The sequence below is a fragment of the Pectobacterium actinidiae genome, from assembly GCF_000803315.1.
GTDB classification, from domain to species: Bacteria; Pseudomonadota; Gammaproteobacteria; order Enterobacterales; family Enterobacteriaceae; genus Pectobacterium; species Pectobacterium actinidiae.
The window spans coordinates 3658848-3678557 of the sequence record NZ_JRMH01000001.1 but is presented as its reverse complement, the minus strand read 5'-3'; the positions used below and the strand labels follow the sequence as shown (position 1 = coordinate 3678557).

The 19710-nt window shown below is 53.5% G+C and carries 18 protein-coding genes; 11 read left to right on the top strand and 7 right to left on the bottom strand.

What is annotated here, in order from left to right:
• Positions 1 to 130: 130 nt before the first annotated feature.
• The 5 genes from rpsF (at position 131) to KKH3_RS15830 (ending at position 2192) form a co-directional block, all read left to right on the top strand.
• Entirely contained in the window at positions 131 to 523 is a 393-nt protein-coding gene (gene rpsF, locus KKH3_RS15845; RefSeq protein WP_005974793.1) for a 30S ribosomal protein S6, read from the top strand.
• Between the two features lie 5 nt (positions 524 to 528).
• A complete protein-coding gene (gene priB / locus KKH3_RS21890; RefSeq protein WP_015841576.1) occupies positions 529 to 849 on the top strand; it encodes a primosomal replication protein N in 321 nt (106 codons plus the stop codon).
• Positions 850 to 853: 4 nt separating this feature from the next.
• Positions 854 to 1081 (top strand): 30S ribosomal protein S18, encoded by a 228-nt coding sequence (rpsR, locus tag KKH3_RS15840; RefSeq protein ID WP_005974788.1) that lies wholly within the window; start codon positions 854 to 856, stop codon positions 1079 to 1081.
• A gap of 41 nt (positions 1082 to 1122) precedes the next feature.
• Positions 1123 to 1575 carry a 50S ribosomal protein L9 gene (gene rplI, locus KKH3_RS15835; protein WP_010279043.1) on the top strand — a complete coding sequence of 151 codons (453 nt, stop codon included), beginning with the start codon at positions 1123 to 1125 and terminating at the stop codon, positions 1573 to 1575.
• Between the two features lie 254 nt (positions 1576 to 1829).
• Complete coding sequence (locus tag KKH3_RS15830; protein ID WP_039361327.1) at positions 1830 to 2192, top strand: DUF488 domain-containing protein; 363 nt, start codon at positions 1830 to 1832, stop codon at positions 2190 to 2192.
• On the opposite strand, the gene KKH3_RS15825 is transcribed toward KKH3_RS15830, so the two are convergent.
• Positions 2189 to 2902, bottom strand: a complete 714-nt coding sequence (locus tag KKH3_RS15825; RefSeq protein WP_039361325.1) for a LysM-like peptidoglycan-binding domain-containing protein — start codon at positions 2900 to 2902, stop codon at positions 2189 to 2191. The two genes, KKH3_RS15830 and KKH3_RS15825, sit on opposite strands and share 4 nt — an antisense overlap.
• A 383-nt stretch (positions 2903 to 3285) precedes the next feature.
• Between KKH3_RS15825 and bamJ the strand changes: the two genes are divergently transcribed.
• Positions 3286 to 3906: a BamJ family beta-barrel-assembly machinery protein gene (gene bamJ / locus KKH3_RS15820; RefSeq protein WP_039361322.1), complete on the top strand. Its 621-nt coding sequence runs from the start codon at positions 3286 to 3288 to the stop codon at positions 3904 to 3906.
• A gap of 119 nt (positions 3907 to 4025) precedes the next feature.
• Here the strand turns inward: bamJ and ytfE are convergent, their stop codons facing one another.
• Both ytfE and ipdC read right to left on the bottom strand, forming a co-directional pair.
• Complete coding sequence (gene ytfE / locus KKH3_RS15815) at positions 4026 to 4691, bottom strand: iron-sulfur cluster repair protein YtfE (protein WP_039361320.1); 666 nt, start codon at positions 4689 to 4691, stop codon at positions 4026 to 4028.
• Between the two features lie 101 nt (positions 4692 to 4792).
• Positions 4793 to 6460 (bottom strand): indolepyruvate decarboxylase, encoded by a 1668-nt coding sequence (ipdC, locus tag KKH3_RS15810; RefSeq protein WP_039361318.1) that lies wholly within the window; start codon positions 6458 to 6460, stop codon positions 4793 to 4795.
• A 303-nt stretch (positions 6461 to 6763) separates the two neighbouring features.
• Between ipdC and KKH3_RS15805 the strand changes: the two genes are divergently transcribed.
• The gene (locus KKH3_RS15805; protein WP_039361317.1) at positions 6764 to 7186 is read left to right on the top strand and encodes a DUF2502 domain-containing protein; all 423 of its coding nucleotides are present in this window, start codon (positions 6764 to 6766) and stop codon (positions 7184 to 7186) included.
• Positions 7187 to 7238: 52 nt separating this feature from the next.
• Here KKH3_RS15805 and KKH3_RS15800 read toward each other — a convergent pair whose 3' ends face one another.
• Positions 7239 to 9191, bottom strand: a complete 1953-nt coding sequence (locus tag KKH3_RS15800) for a bifunctional 2',3'-cyclic-nucleotide 2'-phosphodiesterase/3'-nucleotidase (RefSeq protein ID WP_039361316.1) — start codon at positions 9189 to 9191, stop codon at positions 7239 to 7241.
• Between the two features lie 212 nt (positions 9192 to 9403).
• Here KKH3_RS15800 and cysQ point away from each other — a divergent pair, with 212 nt between their 5' ends.
• Complete coding sequence (gene cysQ, locus KKH3_RS15795) at positions 9404 to 10144, top strand: 3'(2'),5'-bisphosphate nucleotidase CysQ (RefSeq protein WP_039361314.1); 741 nt, start codon at positions 9404 to 9406, stop codon at positions 10142 to 10144.
• A gap of 19 nt (positions 10145 to 10163) precedes the next feature.
• Here cysQ and KKH3_RS15790 read toward each other — a convergent pair whose 3' ends face one another.
• Entirely contained in the window at positions 10164 to 10742 is a 579-nt protein-coding gene (locus KKH3_RS15790; protein WP_039361312.1) for a YtfJ family protein, read from the bottom strand.
• A gap of 346 nt (positions 10743 to 11088) precedes the next feature.
• Here KKH3_RS15790 and KKH3_RS15785 point away from each other — a divergent pair, with 346 nt between their 5' ends.
• Positions 11089 to 11295, top strand: coding sequence for a DUF1107 domain-containing protein (locus KKH3_RS15785; RefSeq protein ID WP_005974755.1), 207 nt, complete (start codon positions 11089 to 11091; stop codon positions 11293 to 11295).
• Between the two features lie 76 nt (positions 11296 to 11371).
• Here KKH3_RS15785 and paeA read toward each other — a convergent pair whose 3' ends face one another.
• Both paeA and msrA read right to left on the bottom strand, forming a co-directional pair.
• A complete protein-coding gene (gene paeA, locus KKH3_RS15780) occupies positions 11372 to 12697 on the bottom strand; it encodes a polyamine export protein PaeA (protein WP_039361310.1) in 1326 nt (441 codons plus the stop codon).
• 152 nt (positions 12698 to 12849) lie between these two features.
• Positions 12850 to 13488: a peptide-methionine (S)-S-oxide reductase MsrA gene (msrA, locus tag KKH3_RS15775; RefSeq protein WP_039361308.1), complete on the bottom strand. Its 639-nt coding sequence runs from the start codon at positions 13486 to 13488 to the stop codon at positions 12850 to 12852.
• Between the two features lie 472 nt (positions 13489 to 13960).
• Between msrA and tamA the strand changes: the two genes are divergently transcribed.
• Together tamA and tamB are read left to right on the top strand one after the other, a co-directional pair.
• Complete coding sequence (gene tamA / locus KKH3_RS15770) at positions 13961 to 15676, top strand: autotransporter assembly complex protein TamA (protein ID WP_039362520.1); 1716 nt, start codon at positions 13961 to 13963, stop codon at positions 15674 to 15676.
• Positions 15673 to 19710 (top strand): autotransporter assembly complex protein TamB, encoded by a 4038-nt coding sequence (gene tamB / locus KKH3_RS15765; protein ID WP_039361305.1) that lies wholly within the window; start codon positions 15673 to 15675, stop codon positions 19708 to 19710. The genes tamA and tamB overlap by 4 nt, the downstream gene beginning before the upstream one ends.

The window sequence follows — 19710 nt, the reverse complement described above, 5'->3', positions numbered from 1 at the left end:
CCTTGTGTTCTTTAATGTCGGGCACTATACTTACGCGTCATTTTTTCAGCCGCACATACACACGTTCCTTGCCTCCACGGGCCGCGGTTGACCCAGACAGGAGGCTGAATAATCCGTAAGGAGCAATTCGATGCGTCATTACGAAATCGTATTTATGGTTCATCCTGACCAGAGCGAACAGGTTCCGGGCATGATCGAGCGCTACACTGCCACTATCACTGGTGCGCAGGGCACGATCCACCGTCTGGAAGACTGGGGCCGCCGTCAGCTGGCTTACCCGATCAACAAACTGCACAAGGCACACTACGTTCTGCTGAACGTTGAAGCGCCGCAGGAAGCGATCGATGAGCTGGAAACAAACTTCCGCTTTAACGATGCCGTTATCCGTAGCATGGTTATGCGCGTTAAGCACGCGGTAACTGAAGCATCTCCAATGGTGAAAGCGAAAGACGAACGCCGTGAGCGTCGTGAAGATTTCGCTGAAGCTGGCGATGATGTGGATGCAGGGGATTCTGAAGAGTAATTGTTGTGGTGACGGTAAATCGTCTGGTGTTGTCCGGCACAGTGTGCAAGACGCCCATTCGTAAAGTCAGCCCGTCAGGCATTCCTCACTGTCAGTTTGTGCTTGAGCACCGCTCGACACAGGAGGAAGCCGGATTGAGTCGGCAAGCATGGTGTCGTATGCCCGTGATTGTCAGCGGACTCTCGTCACAAGCAGTTACCCACAGTATAACGGTCGGCACGCAACTTACCGTGCACGGGTTCATTAGCTGCCATCAAGGGCGCAATGGCTTGAGCAAGATAGTGTTACATGCCGAGCAGATTGAATTGATAGATTCTGGAGACTAGCCACATGGCACGTTATTTCCGTCGTCGCAAATTCTGCCGTTTCACCGCGGAAGGCGTTGTAGAGATTGATTATAAAGATATCGCTACGCTGAAAAACTATATCACTGAAAGCGGCAAGATTGTTCCGAGCCGTATCACCGGTACTCGTGCAAAATACCAGCGTCAGCTGGCCCGCGCTATCAAGCGTGCGCGTTACTTGTCTTTGTTGCCGTACACTGACCGTCATCAGTAATCGGCCACTGTCCATTAACGAGACTTTGAGAGGATAAAGTAATGCAAGTTATTCTGCTTGATAAAGTAGCAAACCTGGGCAGCCTGGGTGATCAGGTAAACGTTAAAGCGGGCTACGCTCGTAACTTCTTGGTTCCACAGGGCAAAGCTGTCCCAGCAACCAAGAAAAACGTTGAGTTCTTCGAAGCACGCCGTGCTGAACTGGAAGCCAAACTGGCTGACGTTCTGGCTGCTGCTGAAGCTCGCGCTGCTAAGATCAAAGAACTGGGTAGCGTTACCATCGCGTCTAAAGCTGGCGACGAAGGTAAACTGTTCGGTTCCATCGGTACTCGCGATATCGCTGATGCGGTAACGGCTGCCGGTGTTGACATTGCTAAGAGCGAAGTTCGCCTGCCGAACGGCGTTCTGCGTACTCTGGGTGAGCACGAAGTGAGCTTCCAGGTACACAGCGATGTATTTGCTGAACTGAATGTAGTTGTTGTTGCTGAAGCATAATTCACGTTTATCGTTGAATTAATACTTTAGTTAACATGTGAAACGCTGGCCTTGTGCCAGCGTTTTGCATTTTAGGGATCGGGAAATGGCCTATCATTACCTATACCCTAAATAATTCGAGTTGCGTGAAGGCGGCAACTGAGCGAATCCCAGGAGCTTACTCAGGTAAGTGACTGGGGTGAGTAAAGGCGGCTAACGCACAAGCAGCTTGAAGTATGACGGGTATATACCTAAAAAATGAGGCCGGAGGCCGCATGTCTGACTTAATTCACCTCATTCGCGTCTATGACGCGCACGCCCCTTTCTCTTCTCCTACCTTTCTGATTGACCGTCTGTGGCCGCGCGGCATCAGCAAAGCGCGTCTGGAGGGCGTTGAGTGGTTTAAAGACATCGCGCCGAGCAGCGAGCTGCGCAAATGGTTTCACGCCGAACCCGAGCGCTGGGCGGAATTTGTGGATTATTATCGTAATGAGTTAGCGCAAGGCTCGGCGTGCGACAGGCTATTGACGTTACTTGATGGGAAGAAAGCCATCACGCTGCTTTATGGCAGTAAAGACGCGCAGCACAACCATGCTATTGTTCTGCGCGATTTTCTATCGGAACGGCTGGCTCGTTAGCGAGTACGAGTAAAGGCACCGTCCGCACCACGGGTGAAACGAATTGTCTGGTTCGCCGTGGTTTCGATCTCCAGCTCTGCGACCACACCTTGTGCATTCAGCTGTAATTTGACTTCCTGACCTGCCCGTAAATTGCTGAGTGGTTTATCCCTGCCTTCCACCTGAGCCATCGCGAACACATCGCTGACGGGCAGATTGTTATCGCGAAAGAGCTGGGCCAGTGTTTGCCCTGAGGCGATCTCATACTGTCGCCACGGTGCTGATGACGGCGTTGGTGGTTCGGTAGCCGCAGGCTGTTGCTGTGGTGTTGAAGGCTGGCTTTCAATAATCACGGCCTGCATCGCAGCCTGATTATCCGCCTGAGTAAGAGGTACGGGCGTGGTGTGGGCAGGCTGTGGATGTTGGGCGCTGTAAGGCCAGAGCAACACGACGAGCAGCAGTGCGATAGCGATTAAAATCCAGCGACGGTGGAGGAACGGCAGTGGTTCCATCCAGTGATAGCTGTCGGGCAGATGCCAAACTTTCTGTAGCATGGCACCAAGACGCTCGCGCAGGGAAGGAGAGGGCAGACGTTCCTGCTCTTCACGTTCCTCGTCGTTTTCTACGGCTACAGCATGTGAGGGCTGCCGCTGGATGATTCGCTGGCAGAAGCGTACTAGCGTTTGATAATCCCAGGTGGTTTTACGCTTCCTGGGCGCAATTCTGCCCATGGTGACCTCTCTTACTACAATTCAGTATAAAAACAGCATCATATAAAAATGATGTCATTAGCAACGCTATATCGGCAGCTCAACTATCTATGCCTATGCCAGCCACTACGCTGTATCACTCGCCAGACGGCGTCGGCATAAAACAGTATCAGGATAATAACGCAATCCAGTATACCGACAATCCGTATGAGCTGACCAGTTAACGCGTTGATGATTAAGGCAAGCGGTGCACCAGAAAGCGTTGAATTACCAGTATAGGCCAGCTTCTCGGAATGGCTTGGCTGGTGTGCGGTTAACGTGATTGCCTGCACACAGGATTTTACCCCAATCCCCGTCGCTGTTATGCTGCGCTTTCAGTTTTTTACAGATTAAAAGGAACATCCATGACAACTCCTTCTTTTGATAGCGTCGAAGCGCAAGCAAGTTACGGCATCGGCTTACAAGTTGGTCAACAGTTACAGGAATCAGGTCTTGAAGGCCTGATCCCAGAAGCTCTGCTTGCTGGTCTACGCGATGCGCTGGAAGGTAATGCGCCTGCGGTGCCTGTGGATGTGGTTCATCGTGCGCTACGTGAAGTTCATGAGCGTGCTGATGCGGTACGTCGCGATCGCCAACAGGTGCTGGCGGTAGAGGGTCAACAGTTTCTGGCCGAAAACGCGCAGAAAGAAGGCGTGAACAGCACGGAATCCGGTCTGCAATTCCGTGTGTTGACTCAGGGTGAAGGTTCGATCCCTGCCCGTCAGGATCGCGTACGTGTGCATTACACCGGTCGCCTGACTGACGGCACCGTGTTCGACAGCTCTGTTCAGCGTGGTCAACCTGCTGAGTTCCCGGTAAGCGGCGTGATCCCAGGCTGGATTGAGGCGTTGATGCTGATGCCAGTCGGTTCCAAGTGGGAACTCTATATTCCGCACAATCTGGCGTATGGCGAACGTGGTGCGGGTGCGTCCATTCCGCCGTTCAGCGCGCTGATTTTTGAAGTGGAACTGCTGGAAATTCTGTAATCTCCAGACAAAAAAGGCGCTCACTGAGCGCCTTTCTGCTCGTTGACAAATCTATCCGTCATTCCCTCTCGTCGGCCTTTCTTGTTTTCTACTGACTTTCTTTTTTTATTGAAACGACATTACTCACCGCGCAGCGCGCGTGGGAACAGCAAATTGTTTTCCAGATGGATGTGTTCCATTAGGTCGGTAATGAACTCGTTGATACCAGAGTACAGCGCACGCCAGGTGTTGCAGGCACCTTCCGGCGGTACGACACCGTTGGTCAGCTCTTTGACCACTTCCACATCACGTCCGGCGTCATCGTGCTCATGCTCCATCATGGAAATCGGTGCAGCAGCATTCGACCCCATGCCCTGACTGATCATTGGGAAGAGGATGCGCTCTTCTTTCATCATATGCTGAGACAGCTCGTTATAGATGGCGGTCAGCTGGTTTGCGAGCCCGTGCGGGCAATCGGCTTTATCGTGATGCACGCGCTCGACTTTTTCTGCCATCAGAATCAGCTCTGGCAGTTGTTCACGGTGGCGATCGTGAAAGCGAGGGATGATGTACGCGATAATGTCAGCCAGCGGTGCTTCACGCCAGTCCCGCGCGTCGGAAGGCTGTGCGGCCAGTTTTTCTAGCTGTGCTTCCAGCTCGTCGATATTGAGATCTTTTTTGCCAGCCGCGCGGCTGAGCGTTTGCTTTCCGCCGCAGCAGAAATCCAGATTGAGTTCACGAAAGAGTTTGGTCGCGCGCGGAATAGCGATAGCTAACTCACCCAGGGATTGATCGCGGTATGCCATGATGATGCCTCTCAACGAATGCAGTTTATAAATTGCATTTTAAATGCATCTTTATGCGTTGAATATACCGCTTACGAGGTAGGCGGTAAAAGCATACCGTGCTACTGCACGGTATTGCGAGTCTCAAGCGACTGCGTGATGGTATGTAAAAGCGCGGGAATATCCATTCTCGGCAATACCACTTCAATCAGCGACAAACACGATGCCGCGTTCACTTGCTCAAGCACCTGCGCGAGTGCGGCCGGTGAGCGCACCTGCTCGCAGAGTATCTCGTCTTCATTCGCCCCTAACGCGGTAGGAAGCTGTGTCCAGTTCCAGGCGGCAATATCATTGTAGCGTTGTTCGGGGCCGTGAATCGCGCGTTCAACGGTGTAGCCTTGGTTATTCAGCACCACAATCACCATGTTCAGGCGATCCCGAATGATCGAACCCAATTCCTGCACGGTGAGTTGAAGTGAGCCGTCGCCGATCATCAGCACCACGCGCCGTTTCGGTTCGGCAATCTGTGCGCCGAATGCGGCGGGCAGAGAATAGCCGATTGACCCCCACAGCGGTTGGACGATGAAATGACAGCCCGCGGGTAACCGAAGCGCAGCGGCACCAAAGCAGGAAGTGCCTTGGTCGGTCACGAGAATATCGTCAGAGCGGAGGAAGCGCTGCATCTGTTGCCAAAGTTCGCGCTGATTGAGAGTGTCTGTGTGCTCTGACTGCGGTAAGGCTGGAGGCGTAATGGTGCGGTGATCCCAACGGGGCGAGAGTATCGTGGTGATGTTTTCCAGCGCGGCGATAGCGTCTGACATCGGAACCGCCGGGAAAACCTGACCTCCAACGCGCGCCAGCGTTGGCTGGATATCGATGTTTTTTTCGCTGGAAATCTGGTGGCTGAAGCCAGCGGTAATCGTATCGGTATAGCGCACGCCAATGCTGATAATGACATCCGCGTCTTCGATGTGTGCCCGGATCGCTTCATGACTGCCACCACCCGCGTAGGTGCCGGTAAAACTGCGGTGCTGCTCGTTTAACGTGCCTTTCCCCATCAGTAAGGTGGTGTGGGGGAGCGGTGTTTTATCAAGCCAGCGTTGGATTTGCCCTGCAACGCCAACGCGCTGAGCCAGAAAGTCAGCCAGCAATGAGACTGATTTTGCCTCGCTGAGCATCGTGGTGGCAGCGGCGGTAAAAGCTTGCAGCGATTCATCAGACCGTAGTGGTTCAGGGATGACGAGTTTATGCGGTCGTGCACCCGTAGGTGCTGCTGCCACGTCCAATGGCAGAAACAGATATACTGGCTTGTGCTGAGCAAGCGCTTCTCCAATAACCCTGTCGATCTCTGTGGTGGCGTTCTCGACGGTGAGGCTGGCTTGCGCAACGGTGACTTCTGCTGCCATACGGGAGAAGTGGCTAAAGTCGCCATCGCCTAATGTGTGATGCAGTAATTCACCGTTATGTTGTGACGCGAGACTGGGCGCAGCGGCAATGTGAATGACGGGCAGGCATTCCGCATAGCTGCCTGCGATACCGTTAATCGCGCTGAGTTCACCGACACCGAAGGTGGTGAGCAAAGCCGCCGCTGGCCGGCATCGCGCATAGCCATCGGCGGCGTAAGCGGCGTTTAACTCGTTCGCACAGCCGACCCAGGCGATCTCTGAGTGCCTGATGACATGATCGAGAAAATGCAGGTTGTAATCGCCCGGCACGCCGAAGAGATGCTGAATACCGATTTGTGCCAGACGATCCAGTAAATAATCACCCACCGTATAGTTTTCGCCCATCGCTGTTTCCTCTATGAATGATGGATATTCTGAAAGTAAGTATTAGTGATAAGGTGAATATTTCTAATATTTATTCCCTATAGTTAATCGTTAACCCTGCATTTATTCGTACTTGATAGAGATTTTATTATTAAATTTATTAATGAATTAACTCATGGGGCACTGATGAATAGCGCGCGTTGGCGTTAGCGAAACGTTAAGAACCGTAAAATCAGGAAAATGCGCATTTATCTGATAGTGACGCAGAGCAATTCCCCGTATATCTCTGTCAGGCCGCAGTCGCGGTGAGCAAGGAGTAACCCTATGTTTAAGCCACTCGTCATTAGTGCCCTGTTTATGGGAATGTTTGTGGTTATGCCGGCGCCAGAGGCTAAGGGTGCCAGCATTGAGCTGATGCCCGGCGTCACGTTGAATATCGGCGAACGTGACAGATGGGGTAATTACTGGGATGGCTATGACTGGCGCAGCGAGCGCTGGTGGCAGGAGCACCGAGGTTACCATCGTGGTGAACGTAATCGTCACGGTTACTATTGGGATGGCTGGCGCTGGCGCGATGCCCGCTGGTGGCGTGAGAGTCAGCGCGATAGACGTGATTATGACAACCGTCGTTTCGATCAGCCTCGTTATGTTGACAAGCGTGGGCCGCGTCGCGGCGAGTCGGACAGGCGCGGTCACGAGCGGGGAAATGGTGACTATCGCAATGGGCGAGAATCGTTCCGCGACTAGCTTGCAGGCTCCTGCCGCAGCAGGAGCCTGGGGCTGACTACCTTGTCAGCCCTTATTTCGCGTGTTGCAGGTCGAGACGATAAACCGCAAAGCCCGTTTCATCATTGCCGACGGATGTCATCGGGTACTGCGCTTTCTCTTTGATAAACGCGGTAGCTTTCTCTGACGGCGATGTTTCAAAGCGGATATCCAGCGGCGTATCGCTAACGATAGGAGCCAAACGCCAGTTGTTATCCGCCTGCGGCTTCACCTCTCCCGACTTTTGCGTTTCCGCGCTGATGTAGGCCGCCAGAACAGAGCGGTTTTCATCCGGCGAGGCGAAGGCCACGTACTTTTCACCCGTACCGGCAAACTTCTCGCCGTAGGCGCGGTAGTTATTGGTGGCGATCAGGAAGGTCGCTTTAGGATCGATTGGTTTGCCGTTAAACGTCAGCGCTTTGATACGGTGTGCCTTATCGTTGATTAACGTGCACTCGCTGTCATAGCGAGCAGGTTGCGTCACATCAATCTGATAATTGACGCCATCGATCACATCAAAATTATACGTGCGGAAGCCGTCCCAGTTGAGCAGGGATTGCGGCTCACGCTTGCTCGGATCGATGTGTTTGAACTGACCCGCAGAGCACTCCAGCCACTCCTGTACCTGCTGTCCGTTGACTTTCACCACCACCAGCGTATTCGGGTAGAGATACAAATCAGCAGCGTTACGGAAGGTGAGCTGACCTTTTTCTACTTCGACATAGCTGGCCGGATCGTTTTTACGCCCACCGGCTTTAAACGGCGCGGCAGCCGACAGCACGGGAAGATCGGCCAGATCGGGATCGCCCTGAATAAAGTGCTCAACATAGGCGCGCTGAGCGTTGTTGACGATCTGTACAGTCGGATCGTCCTGAATCAGCGACAGGTAGCTATACATGTTGTCTGCGGATTTACCGATCGGTTTACTGACGAATTCACGCGTATTCTGGTGGGCATCGGACAGCACCTTCACCAGCTTGTCGTCTTCTGCTGCCAGTGATTTCTTCTGCGCTTTGTCATAGATCGGTCTGGCTTCCGCTTTCGCCTGTTCCACCTTCCATGTGCCGCTGTCGTTATTTAGCGTGAAATCGACAACGCCGAGGTGGTCACCCCATTGTCCCGGCATCACGGCAGGCACGCCGTTCAGTGTTCCCTGTTTGATATCCGCGCCCTTGATGTTGGCAAAGTCATTGCTGGGGAAAACCGCGTGAGCATGGCCGAACATGATCGCGTCAACGCCCGGAACCTGGCTGAGGTAGTAAACCGAGTTTTCCGCCATCGCTTTGTACGGCTCGGCAGAAAGACCGGAATGTGGGATCACAATCACCAGATCGGCACCTTGCTTACGCATTTCCGGTACCCATTTTTTCGCGCTGGCGGTGATGTCTTCCACGGTGACTTTTCCGGTCAGATTAGCTTTATCCCACACCATGATCTGCGGCGGGACGAAGCCAATATAGCCGATGCGCAGGGTATGCGGTTTGCCGTCGCGGTCGGTGACCGACTTGTTTTCAATGTGGTAAGGCGTAAACAGCGGTTTACCCGTTTTCGCATCCAGCACGTTGGCGTTCACATAAGGGAATTTTGCACCGGACAGCGCTTTGTGCAGATAGTCCAATCCATAGTTGAATTCGTGGTTACCGATATTGCCGACGGAGTAATCCAGCGTGTTCATCGCCTGATAAACCGGATGTACATCGCCTGCTTTCAGACCCTTCGCGGCCATGTAATCCCCTAACGGGCTGCCTTGGATCAAATCGCCGTTATCCACCAGCACGCTGTTGGTGGCTTGCTCGCGTGCGGCGTGAATGAGGCTGGCGGTACGCACCAGACCAAATTTATCGGTTGGCGTATCCTTGTAGTAGTCGAAGTCCATCATATTGCTGTGCAGATCGGTGGTTTCTAATACCCGTAGATCAACGGTGGCGGCATGAACGGTCGTGGCGACCAGCGTAGCAAACAGGCTGAGTGCCAGTGAATGCTTCATTGCGTAACTCCTTGTGCGGTGATTGTCGACGCGTAAGACGATCGGGGTGTCTTTCATATCATGATGAAGTTAAAGTGATTATCGTCCCTAAATTCTGAGGATGACATCAATAATGGCAATAATCGTAGATTGCCTCACAGATGTATAATGAATGACAGAGATGAAGTCTGCGTTACGCTATCGTCGCGTAACCGATAACGACGAGGTCGATCATGCTAGAAACAGTTTGCCAACTGGCTCGCGATGCCGGTACTGCGATTATGCAGGTTTATGAAGGGCAACATCCTGTGGATGTCGCGCACAAGAAAGATGATTCGCCAGTCACCGCCGCCGATCTTGCGGCGCATCGGGTCATTAAGGACGGACTGGCGGCGGCGTTTCCCGATATTCCTTTGCTATCAGAAGAAGATCCGCCTGAGTGGGAAATCCGTCGGCACTGGCAGCGCTATTGGCTGGTCGATCCGCTGGATGGCACCAAAGAGTTCCTTAGCCGCAACGGCGAGTTTACGGTGAATATTGCGCTGATCGAGAACGGTCAGGCCGTACTTGGCGTGGTTTACGTGCCGGTTACGGGCGTGATGTATTCCGCGGCGGAAGGCAAAGCCTGGAAAGAAGAGAACGGCCAACGTCGGCAAATTACCGTGAAGCAGGCTCGGCCACCGTTAGTGGTGGTCAGCCGCTCCCATGCCGATAGCGAACTAAAGGACTATCTCAATCAACTGGGTGAACACCAGACGGTGGCGATTGGGTCATCGCTAAAATTTTGTCTGGTGGCGGAAGGGGAAGCACAGCTTTACCCACGCTTCGGGCCGACGAACATTTGGGATACGGCGGCAGGCCATGCGGTGGCGGTGGCGGCCGGGGCGCAGATTCACGATTGGCAGGGGCAAACTCTGTCTTACACGCCGCGTGAATCTTTCCTCAACCCCGGTTTTCGCGTCTCTCTGTTTTAATCAGCTAGAGCCGGGTTCGTTATTTCTCTTCCAGCAACTGGCGCAGCAGGGAAATCACCTGCTGCACTTCCTGTCCGCTCAATGCGCCATCCTTCACGAAACGGATTTTCCCCTGTTTATCCAGCACGGCGATGGCTGAGCTTTGCGGCTGTAGCTGCCAGGTTTTCCGCACGTTGCCGTTACTGTCGACGATAAACTGCGACCACGGAAAGGCTTTCTTGTTGTCCTCAAGGCTACTGCGCACAAACATGCTGGTGCCGATGATGGCGTCGTCGGTATTCACGATTGTCGTCGTTTGGTAATAATCATGCGGTAGGTTAGCGGCCTTCAGTGCAGAGATGAGCGGATCGTTCATCTCTTTGGCTGAGGTGCGGCCAGCGATATGTTGTATCACCCGCACTTTTCCGGGCAATTGCGCACTGTTCCAGTTTTTATAACTAAACTGATTATTAAGGTACTGAAGTTCTCCCCTATCCGCGACGCCAACCGGTGGAACCAATTGGTTAAGTACCAGCGTATGGGCTGAAGCCGGGAGTGAGAGAAGCCCCAAGAAAGGTGTGATAGAGAGCGCGAGGAGCAGGTGGCGTATTTTTATCATGGTATATCCTTCAATGTGGGGCCCGATGCGATGGTAAAGATGGAAAATATCAGGCGATGGAATAAGCGTAGATTCAGGAAACTGGTCTGTCCTGCTCCGCGATAAAACGGTTTGTGCCTGAGTGCACAAAACCCTTATTTTTGAAGGTTTATACTGATGAGTAAGGGTTTCCTTAAATACTACTCTGTAAAAATCTGTAAAAGCAGTTAAGAATACTGAATAGTGGGGAACTAAATGCTGTTTTACAGTACTAATTAGCAGTATCCGTTATCTCATTAGCGCTCCAGAACCTCAGCCATGTTGGTGAAAGGGAGAGCGTAAAAAAATAAAACGGGAGCGTAAAACGATGAGGATCTTCGAACGTTACAATCCTTTGAAAGTCGCCAAGTATGTGAAAACCCTATTTCGTGGGCGGCTGTACATAAAAGGGGTTGGTGCTTTTGAGTTCGACTACGGCAAAATTCTATTGCCAAAGAAACAGGATAAGCAGCATCTACTGGTGATGTCTGAAGTGAATCGCCAGGTCATCCGGCTTCAGGCCGAGATGGGATGAATGATAAAGAAACGGCCCGTCATGGGCCGTTTTGGTTTTTTATGAAGAATGGTTTGTCATGCATGTCTTCTGGCGGTTAATCGTCGCTATCAATCTTCACGCTGGATGAAACGATCGGGCGGTCTTCTAGGCGTGTCACCAGCAGCTGATCGATCTTGTAGCTATCGATATCCACCACTTCAAACTTATAGCCAGAGAAGCGCACCGCATCGGTACGTTTCGGGATTTTCCGCAGCGTATACATCATGAAGCCGCCAATGGTTTCGTAGTTGCCGGAATGCGGGAAGTCATCAATATTCAGCGCGCGCATCACGTCTTCTATTGGCGTACCACCTTCAACCAGCCAAGAGTTCTCATCGCGCGCGACAATCTGCTCTTCCATTCCCTGACCAACGAGATCGCCCATCAGCGTTGTCATCACGTCATTCAAAGTGATGATGCCGACGATCAGCGCGTATTCGTTCAGAATGACCGCGAAATCTTCGCCTGCGGTTTTAAAACTTTCTAACGCTTCGGACAGCGTCAGCGTATCCGGCACGATCAGTGCAGGACGAATCTGCACGCCGCTACTGAGCGTCAGGCTTTGGTTTCCTAACACCCGAATCAGCAGGTCTTTAGAGTCCACGTAGCCGACGATCTGATCAATCGTGCCATCACAAACCAGAAACTTGGAATGCGGCTGCTGGGCGATCTTTTCCTTAATGCTGTCTTCCTGCTCGCGCAGATCGAAGTAGACCACGCTTTCGCGTGAGGTCATCGAAGACGGCACGGTACGGGATTCCAGCTCAAACACGTTCTCGATGAGCTCATGTTCCTGCTTACGCAGCACACCAGCCAGTGCACCGGCTTCCACCACGGCATAAATATCATCGGACGTGATGTCATCTTTACGCACCATCGGCAGCTTGAGCAGGCGGAAAATGACGTTAGCCAGGCCGTTAAAGATCCAAACTAGCGGGCGGAAGAGGAACAGGCAGAAGCGCATGGGGTTGATTATGCGGACCGCGACGGTTTCCGGCGCAATCATACCAATGCGTTTCGGGGTGAGGTCGCCAAACAGGATAAACAAGCTGGTGACGAGTACGAATGAGCAGATGAAACTGACTTTATCGGCGGCTTCGGGTGACATGAAGCGTTCAAACAGTATGGAAAACGTCGGGGAAAATGCCGCATCGCCGATGATACCCGCCAGAATCGCGACGGCATTGACGCCGATTTGAATGACGGTAAAGAAAATGCCCGGCGTTTCCTGAAACTTGAGCACCAGATCGGCGTTGAGGTTTCCCTCATCGGCCATCAGTTTGAGTTTAATTTTACGAGACGCCGCCAGCGAGATCTCGGACAGCGAGAAAAACGCACTGATGGCAATGAGACAAAGAATCAGCAATAAACTGTTTAACATCATTTTTAACGTTTTCGCATGGGCCTACGTTAGCGCAGCGATCCTCAGAAAGGTGAGTAAATTAATAGCAATAATTAGAAGGTCTATAACCGGGCAACGATCCGCCCGGTTTGGGCGCATTATAGCAGGAGCGGTGAATTTACCGCCAGTGGTCAACGTGGAGGCGGAAGACAGATGCTGATGCCGCCTAACCCGCAGTAGCCGTTCGGGTTCTTGTGCAGGTATTGCTGGTGGTCGTCTTCCGCATAATAGAACGGACCCGCAGGTTCGATTTCTGTGCTGATAGCGCGGCTGTCACCGTTCACCCTCATCGCCTGCTGAAAGCGCTGAAGGCTGTCCTGTGCCGCCTGTTCCTGCTCGGGTGTGAGCGTATAGATAGCAGAGCGGTATTGGCTGCCGATATCGCCTCCCTGACGCATACCCTGCGCGGGGTCGTGATTTTCCCAGAACAGTCGCAGTAACTGCTCGTAACTGATGACCGTAGGATCGAAAACGACACGCACGGCTTCGGCGTGATCGGTCTGCCCGCTGCACACTTCACGGTAGGTCGGGTTGGGCGTGTAACCGCCAATGTAACCCGCCGCGGTGCTGTAGACGCCCGGCTGTTGCCAGAACAAGCGCTCCGCGCCCCAGAAACAGCCCATCGCAAAAATAGCGACAGACATCGAGTCCGGCACATGCGTCATGGAATGTTCATGAACGACATGCAGCCTGGCTACCGGCATGGGCGTGGAACGCCCCGGTAAAGCATCGGATTGCGTAATCCGCTGTGTTTTATCAATTGAACTCATCACGTTGTTAACTCCAGCTAGACTGGGTAAATAACCCGCTTTCATGGAAAGCATAACCAAGAAGCATGGCGCTGTCTTTATATCTTCATGGTGTTTAATGTTAAGGTAATGTTTATCTGTAATGCCGTAAATTGATGTTTATAGGTGAAAATCTATTCTTAAGATGGAAAATTAGTATTTATCACTAATATCATGCAAAGTTGGCAGGGGATTTCGGCGCTGCGTGGCGGATTGTCAGGTCAGCGTACAGCGACGGCCGTCAATGTGGCGGGCGAAGTGATAAAAGCCATGCTATAGGTTTTAGACGACAGGGTTTAGGCGACAGACAGATTTTTCAGGGAGCTCAGTGACTATTTTCATCTCAACGAAAAGTTTCATTGGAAAAAAAAGCGTTACCGGGCAAAAAGGCATAGCAGGACAAAAAAATAGCTTTGCTGGCTGCGGTGCGCCACGATACCGGATTCTTGGCCTGATGTGCGCGCTGCTTATGCTGGCCCCAGAGAGTCAGGCGGCGAATGTGCGTCTGCAAGTCATGGGGCTGGAAGGGCAGTTACAAAAGAATGTACGGGCTCGCTTATCCACCATCGCGGTCGATGAGGTTAATGCCGACGGGCGTTTCCGCTCACGCGTCGATGAAGCGATCCGTCAGGGATTGCGCGCGCTCGGCTATTACGATCCACAGATTGGTTTCGAATTCCGGCCTGCTGTTAATGGTGGACGACCTGTATTGATTGCCACCGTCACGCCCGGTGAACCGGTAAAAATTGCTGGGGTTAACATCACCCTGCGCGGCGGTGCGCATGACGATAAGGACTACCAACAGCTGGTTAAAGACGATCGCCCCGAAATCGGTTCGGTATTGAACCACGGTGACTTCGATCGCTTTAAAAGCGGGCTGAACGGTTTGTCATTACGTAAAGGCTATTTCGATGCGCGCTTCCAGCAAAGCCAGCTCGGCGTGATGCGGGAAGAGAGAGAAGCGTTTTGGGATATCGACTTTGATAGCGGTGAACGCTATCGCTTTGGCGCCGTACACTTTCAGGGCGCACAAATCCGTGATGATTATCTGCAAAATTTGGTGCCGTTTCACGAAGGCGATGCTTACACCAGTGAAGATCTTGGCGAGCTAAACCGCCGTCTTTCTGCGACGGGATGGTTTAACTCTGTCGTGGTGTCACCTGATTTCGAACGGTCGAAAAACGCCAAGGTGTTGCCGCTGGAAGCCGTGGTGACGCCGCGAACCCGTAATCGGATTGAAACCGGGGTCGGCTATGCCACTGATGTTGGCCCTCGCTTTAAAACGACCTGGAATAAGCCGTGGGTAAACTCTCGGGGCCACAGTCTGGAAAGTAGCCTGAGCGTGTCTGCGCCGGAGCAATCGCTCGATTTTAGCTACAAAATCCCCTTGTTGAAGAACCCGCTTGAGCAGTATTACCTGCTGCAAGGCGGCTTCAAGCGCGAAGATCTCAACGATACCAAATCCGATGGCACCACGCTGAATGTGGCGCGCTACTGGGATCTTTCCAGCGGCTGGCAGCGGGCGATTAACCTGCGCTGGAGTCTCGACCACTTTACGCAGGCAAGCGTGACGGATACTACGATGCTGATCTATCCGGGGGTCAGCATTAACCGAACCCGCCAACGCGGCGGGCTGATGCCGGTGTGGGGCGATACGCAACGTTATTCTATTGATGTTTCTGACACCATTTGGGGGTCGGATATCGACTTTGCCGTGCTTCAGGCGCAAAACGTCTGGATTCGTACGCTGGCGGATAAACACCGTTTTGTCGCGCGCGGCAATCTGGGCTGGATTGAGACCAATAATTTCTCCCGCGTTCCCCCCTCACTGCGTTTCTTTGCCGGTGGCGATCGCAGCATCCGTGGATATAAGTACAAATCTATTTCGCCGCGTGACAGCGACGGCAAACTGACAGGTGCATCCAAGCTGGCGACGGGTTCGCTCGAATACCAATACAACGTGACGGGAAAATGGTGGGGTGCGGTTTTTGTTGATTCAGGTGAAGCAGTGAATGATATCAAACGAAGTAACTTCAAGACCGGTTCGGGCGTCGGTGTTCGCTGGGCCTCGCCGATTGGCCCGGTGAAGCTCGATGTTGCTATGCCGATCGGCGATGCAGAGAAGAAGAACGATGTTCAGTTCTATATCGCACTGGGGCCTGAATTATGATGGATGAGAAAAACGAAAAAAAAGCACAGGATCCGCTGGCGGAAGAGAGCGCTGCACAGAATAACGTGCCGACGACGCCCGCGCGAAAAGGGCGCTGGTGGAAAAGAATCGGTATTGGCTTTGTCACTTTCTTACTGCTTCTCATTGTTGGGCTAGGATTGCTGGTAGGAACGACGCCGGGTCTGCATCTGTTGCTGAATACCGCCGCACGCGTGGTGCCGGGACTGGAGATTGCCAGTGTAAGCGGTGGCTGGCGTGATTTAACGCTGAAAAACGTTAGCTACGAAATGCCGGGTGTGACGGTAAAGAGTGATGAATTTCACCTGTCGCTCGCGTTAGGCTGTTTACGCAAAAGTCAGCTGTGCATCAATGACCTTTCAGCAAACCGCGTCGATGTGGTCGTGGATACCAAAGCCCTGCCTGTGGCGGAAGAGCCACCGCCGCCTTCGACCCCAGTCACGGAAATCTCCGCACCTTTCCCTATCTCTCTACGTCAACTCGTGCTCAATAGCGTCCAGGTTACCGTGGATGACACCGCGATTTCTCTAGGCGAATTCCGCACGGGAATGCAGTGGGAAGGCCGTGTTCTAACGCTGTTGCCGACCAAAATCAGCGCACTGCTGGTGGCCTTGCCGAAAACTCCCGTCGATGTACTGGAGGATGGCAAAGTGACGGCGGCGGAAATGGCGTCCGTCATCAAAGAAACGGCGGCGAACGTACGCGAAGCGGCTGAGCAAGGCTCTTCGCAAACGCTTCAAATCGATAAAGTGCTAGAGGCAAATAATACGGTAGCGGCCGCCACGACGACGACACCGATACCGACAGCGTCGACGTCAAAAACGGATAGCGCCGCTGACAGGCCAGCAGTCCCTGAACAGCCGCTGGGCGAACGACTGAGCGAGCTGTTCTCCAAACCGTTACTACCGGATTTACCGCAGTTCACGCTGCCGTTGGACTTGAACATTGTCGAGATTCACGGTGAACAGCTGCGGCTGACGGGCGATCAGGATATTTTGATTAATAACTTGTTCGTACAGGCGTCGACTCAGCAACAACATTTGCGTCTGGACAAACTGATCGTGCAATCGCCGCAAGGTGGATTGAATGTGCGCGGTGAAGCGACGCTCAGCGATAACTGGCCTGTCTCGCTGACAGCGAACGGCGTGTTGAACGTCGATCCGCTCAAGGGCGAAAAGCTGAAGTTGACGGTCGATGGTGGCCTGCGCGAGCAGTTGAATGTGGCGCTGAACCTCTCTGGGCCGCAGCGCGCCCAGTTGGATTTGCAAACTCAGCTGGCGGAAGCTGGGCTGCCGCTGGCGTTAACGCTGCAAACCGAGCGCGTGCGTTGGCCGCTGACGGGCGCGACGCAATATCAGGCTGACAACGTCAGGCTGCGTTTTAATGGTAAAGCGACCGACTATGCGCTGTCGCTGCGCGGCGATCTGACTGGGGCGGACATTCCTCCCGCAACGCTGTTGCTGGATGGCAAAGGTAACGAACAGCAGTTTACGCTGAGTCGCCTGCGGCTGGCGGCATTGCAGGGAAATGCTGACCTGAGTGCGCTCATCGACTGGAGCAAAGCCATCAGTTGGCGCAGCGAGCTGCTGCTGAACGGGATTAACACGGCGAAGCAGTGGCCTGAATGGCCCGCGAAAATAGACGGCAAAATAACGACGCGCGGTAGCGTCTATGGCGGAAGCTGGCAGTTACAGGTGCCGGAACTACGGCTAGATGGCAACGTGAAAGCGAATAAGCTCACGGCCAGAGGTGAACTGCGCGGAAACGCAGCGGGGCAGTGGACAATTCCAGCGCTGAATCTGGCGTTAGGCCGCAACCAGTTGAACGTCAAAGGCGACCTGAGCGATAAGTGGCAGTTGGATGCGGACATCAATGCGCCGTCGCTGGACGGCATGTTGCCCGGTCTGGCAGGGCGCGCCATCGGCACACTCAAATTACGTGGCAATCTGCGTGAACCGCAGATACTGGCGGATATCACTGCGTCTGGCCTGCGCTGGCAGGCGATGACGATTAGCCAGGTGCGGGTGGAAGGGGATGTGCGCTCCGAACAGCAAATTCAGGGCAAGCTGGCCATACGCCTCGAAGCACTGAAGCAAGAAGGCCTGAATATTGCGCTGTTGACGCTGGATGCCAGCGGTAACGAGAAACAGCACCAGCTCCGGCTGAATATGCAGGGCGAACCGGTTGCGGGGCAACTGGCACTTTCGGGCAGTTTCGATCGTCAGGAACAACGCTGGCGCGGTACGCTGAACAATACCCGCTTTGACACGCCGGTGGGTGAGTGGCGTCTGACGCAGGATATGGCGTTGGATTACCTGAACGCGCAGCAGAAGATCACCATCGGCACGCACTGCTGGCGGAATCCGAACGCAGAGCTTTGCGTACCAAAAGCGATTGAGGCTGGACCGAGCGGACAGGCGAGTATCCGATTGAACCGCTTCGATCTCGCCATGCTGAAACCGTTCCTGACGGCGGATACGGTGCTAGCTGGGACGTTCACCGGCGGTGCGGATATCAGCTGGCAGGCAGGGCAAGGTTTACCGCAGGCGAAAGTGTCGCTCGTGGGTAACGGCGTCAGCGTTCGCCAGCAGATGCAGGGCAATACGCTGCCGATTGATTTCGACACCTTTACGCTGAATGCCGGGCTCGATCGCGGGCGGGCGCAGCTTGGCTGGCTGATGGCGATCCGAGAGAACGGACGCTTCAGCGGTGATATTCAGGTGACCGATCCACAGGGACGGCGCAATCTCGGCGGCAGCGTCACGATCAATAATATTTCGCTGGCGTTGCTTAACCCTGCGCTGAGTAAAGGAGAAAAAGCGGCCGGGATACTGAATGCGAACCTGCGTTTGGCGGGGGATGCGGCGCGTCCTCAGATCTTCGGCCAGATGGTGCTGGAGCGGTTGGATATTGATGGCAACTGGATGCCGATCGATCTGACCAACGGGCGACTGGCGGTGAATTTCAGTGGGATGTCGTCGACGCTGCAAGGTTTCCTGAAAACGGATAACGGGCAGTTGAACCTCGGCGGGAACGCAGACTGGTCGCGGCCAGATGCCTGGCGTGCGCGAATTGCCGCGAAAGGCCAGAAGCTGCGGGTGACGGTTCCGCCGATGGCGCGGCTGGATGTTTCGCCGGATATTGTCTTCGAGGCCACGCCGCAGCTGTTCGCGTTAAACGGATCGGTCAGTATCCCGTGGGCGCGCATTGTCGTTAAAGACATGCCGGAAAGTGCGGTGGCGGTGTCGTCGGATGAAGTGATGCTGGACGCTCAGCGTCAGCCACTGAAAAAAGCCAGCGCCGCAATTCCAATTAACAGTAACCTGACGATCCGCGTTGGTAACGATGTTCGGCTGGATGCGTTCGGGCTGGTCGCTCGTCTACAGGGCGATCTGAAAATGGTTCAGGATGAGCGCGGGCTAGGGCTGAACGGTCAGATCGATATTCCGTCAGGGCGCTTTAAAGCCTACGGACAGGATCTGATCGTCCGTAAAGGGCTGATTCTGTTCTCTGGTCCGCCGGATCAGCCGATCCTGAATATCGAAGCCATTCGTAATCCAGACAACACCGCTGATGATGTTACCGCTGGCGTGCGCGTCACTGGCATGGCCGCCACGCCGAAGCTGGAAGTCTTCTCCGATCCTACAATGTCGCAGCAGGAAGCACTTTCTTATCTGTTGCGTGGACAGGGTTTGGACAGCAGTGGCGCAGATAGCTCGGCAATGACCTCAATGTTAGTCGGTTTAGGGGTTGCACAAAGTGGTCAAGTTGTGGGTAAAATCGGCGAGGCCTTTGGCGTAAGTAATTTAGCTCTGGATACACAGGGTGTTGGCGATAATTCTCAAGTTGTCGTCAGCGGCTACGTCCTTCCGGGTCTGCAAGTAAAATATGGTGTTGGCATATTCGATTCTTTGGCAACGTTAACGCTACGTTATCGTCTGATGCCAAAACTATACTTGGAAGCGGTGTCTGGAATTAGCCAGGCATTAGATGTGCTCTATCAGTTTGAGTTCTAG

Excerpts from the sequence above, each read along its gene's own strand:
- rpsF (WP_005974793.1), top strand. The coding sequence starts at position 131 with ATGCGTCATTACGAAATCGTATTTATGGTTCATCCTGACCAGAGCGAA.
- rpsR (WP_005974788.1), top strand. The coding sequence starts at position 854 with ATGGCACGTTATTTCCGTCGTCGCAAATTCTGCCGTTTCACCGCGGAA.
- rplI (WP_010279043.1), top strand. The coding sequence starts at position 1,123 with ATGCAAGTTATTCTGCTTGATAAAGTAGCAAACCTGGGCAGCCTGGGT.
- KKH3_RS15830 (WP_039361327.1), top strand. The coding sequence starts at position 1,830 with ATGTCTGACTTAATTCACCTCATTCGCGTCTATGACGCGCACGCCCCT.
- KKH3_RS15825 (WP_039361325.1), bottom strand. The coding sequence starts at position 2,902 with ATGGGCAGAATTGCGCCCAGGAAGCGTAAAACCACCTGGGATTATCAA.
- bamJ (WP_039361322.1), top strand. The coding sequence starts at position 3,286 with ATGACAACTCCTTCTTTTGATAGCGTCGAAGCGCAAGCAAGTTACGGC.
- ytfE (WP_039361320.1), bottom strand. The coding sequence starts at position 4,691 with ATGGCATACCGCGATCAATCCCTGGGTGAGTTAGCTATCGCTATTCCG.
- ipdC (WP_039361318.1), bottom strand. The coding sequence starts at position 6,460 with ATGGGCGAAAACTATACGGTGGGTGATTATTTACTGGATCGTCTGGCA.
- KKH3_RS15805 (WP_039361317.1), top strand. The coding sequence starts at position 6,764 with ATGTTTAAGCCACTCGTCATTAGTGCCCTGTTTATGGGAATGTTTGTG.
- KKH3_RS15800 (WP_039361316.1), bottom strand. The coding sequence starts at position 9,191 with ATGAAGCATTCACTGGCACTCAGCCTGTTTGCTACGCTGGTCGCCACG.
- cysQ (WP_039361314.1), top strand. The coding sequence starts at position 9,404 with ATGCTAGAAACAGTTTGCCAACTGGCTCGCGATGCCGGTACTGCGATT.
- KKH3_RS15790 (WP_039361312.1), bottom strand. The coding sequence starts at position 10,742 with ATGATAAAAATACGCCACCTGCTCCTCGCGCTCTCTATCACACCTTTC.
- KKH3_RS15785 (WP_005974755.1), top strand. The coding sequence starts at position 11,089 with ATGAGGATCTTCGAACGTTACAATCCTTTGAAAGTCGCCAAGTATGTG.
- paeA (WP_039361310.1), bottom strand. The coding sequence starts at position 12,697 with ATGTTAAACAGTTTATTGCTGATTCTTTGTCTCATTGCCATCAGTGCG.
- msrA (WP_039361308.1), bottom strand. The coding sequence starts at position 13,488 with ATGAGTTCAATTGATAAAACACAGCGGATTACGCAATCCGATGCTTTA.
- tamA (WP_039362520.1), top strand. The coding sequence starts at position 13,961 with ATGTGCGCGCTGCTTATGCTGGCCCCAGAGAGTCAGGCGGCGAATGTG.
- tamB (WP_039361305.1), top strand. The coding sequence starts at position 15,673 with ATGATGGATGAGAAAAACGAAAAAAAAGCACAGGATCCGCTGGCGGAA.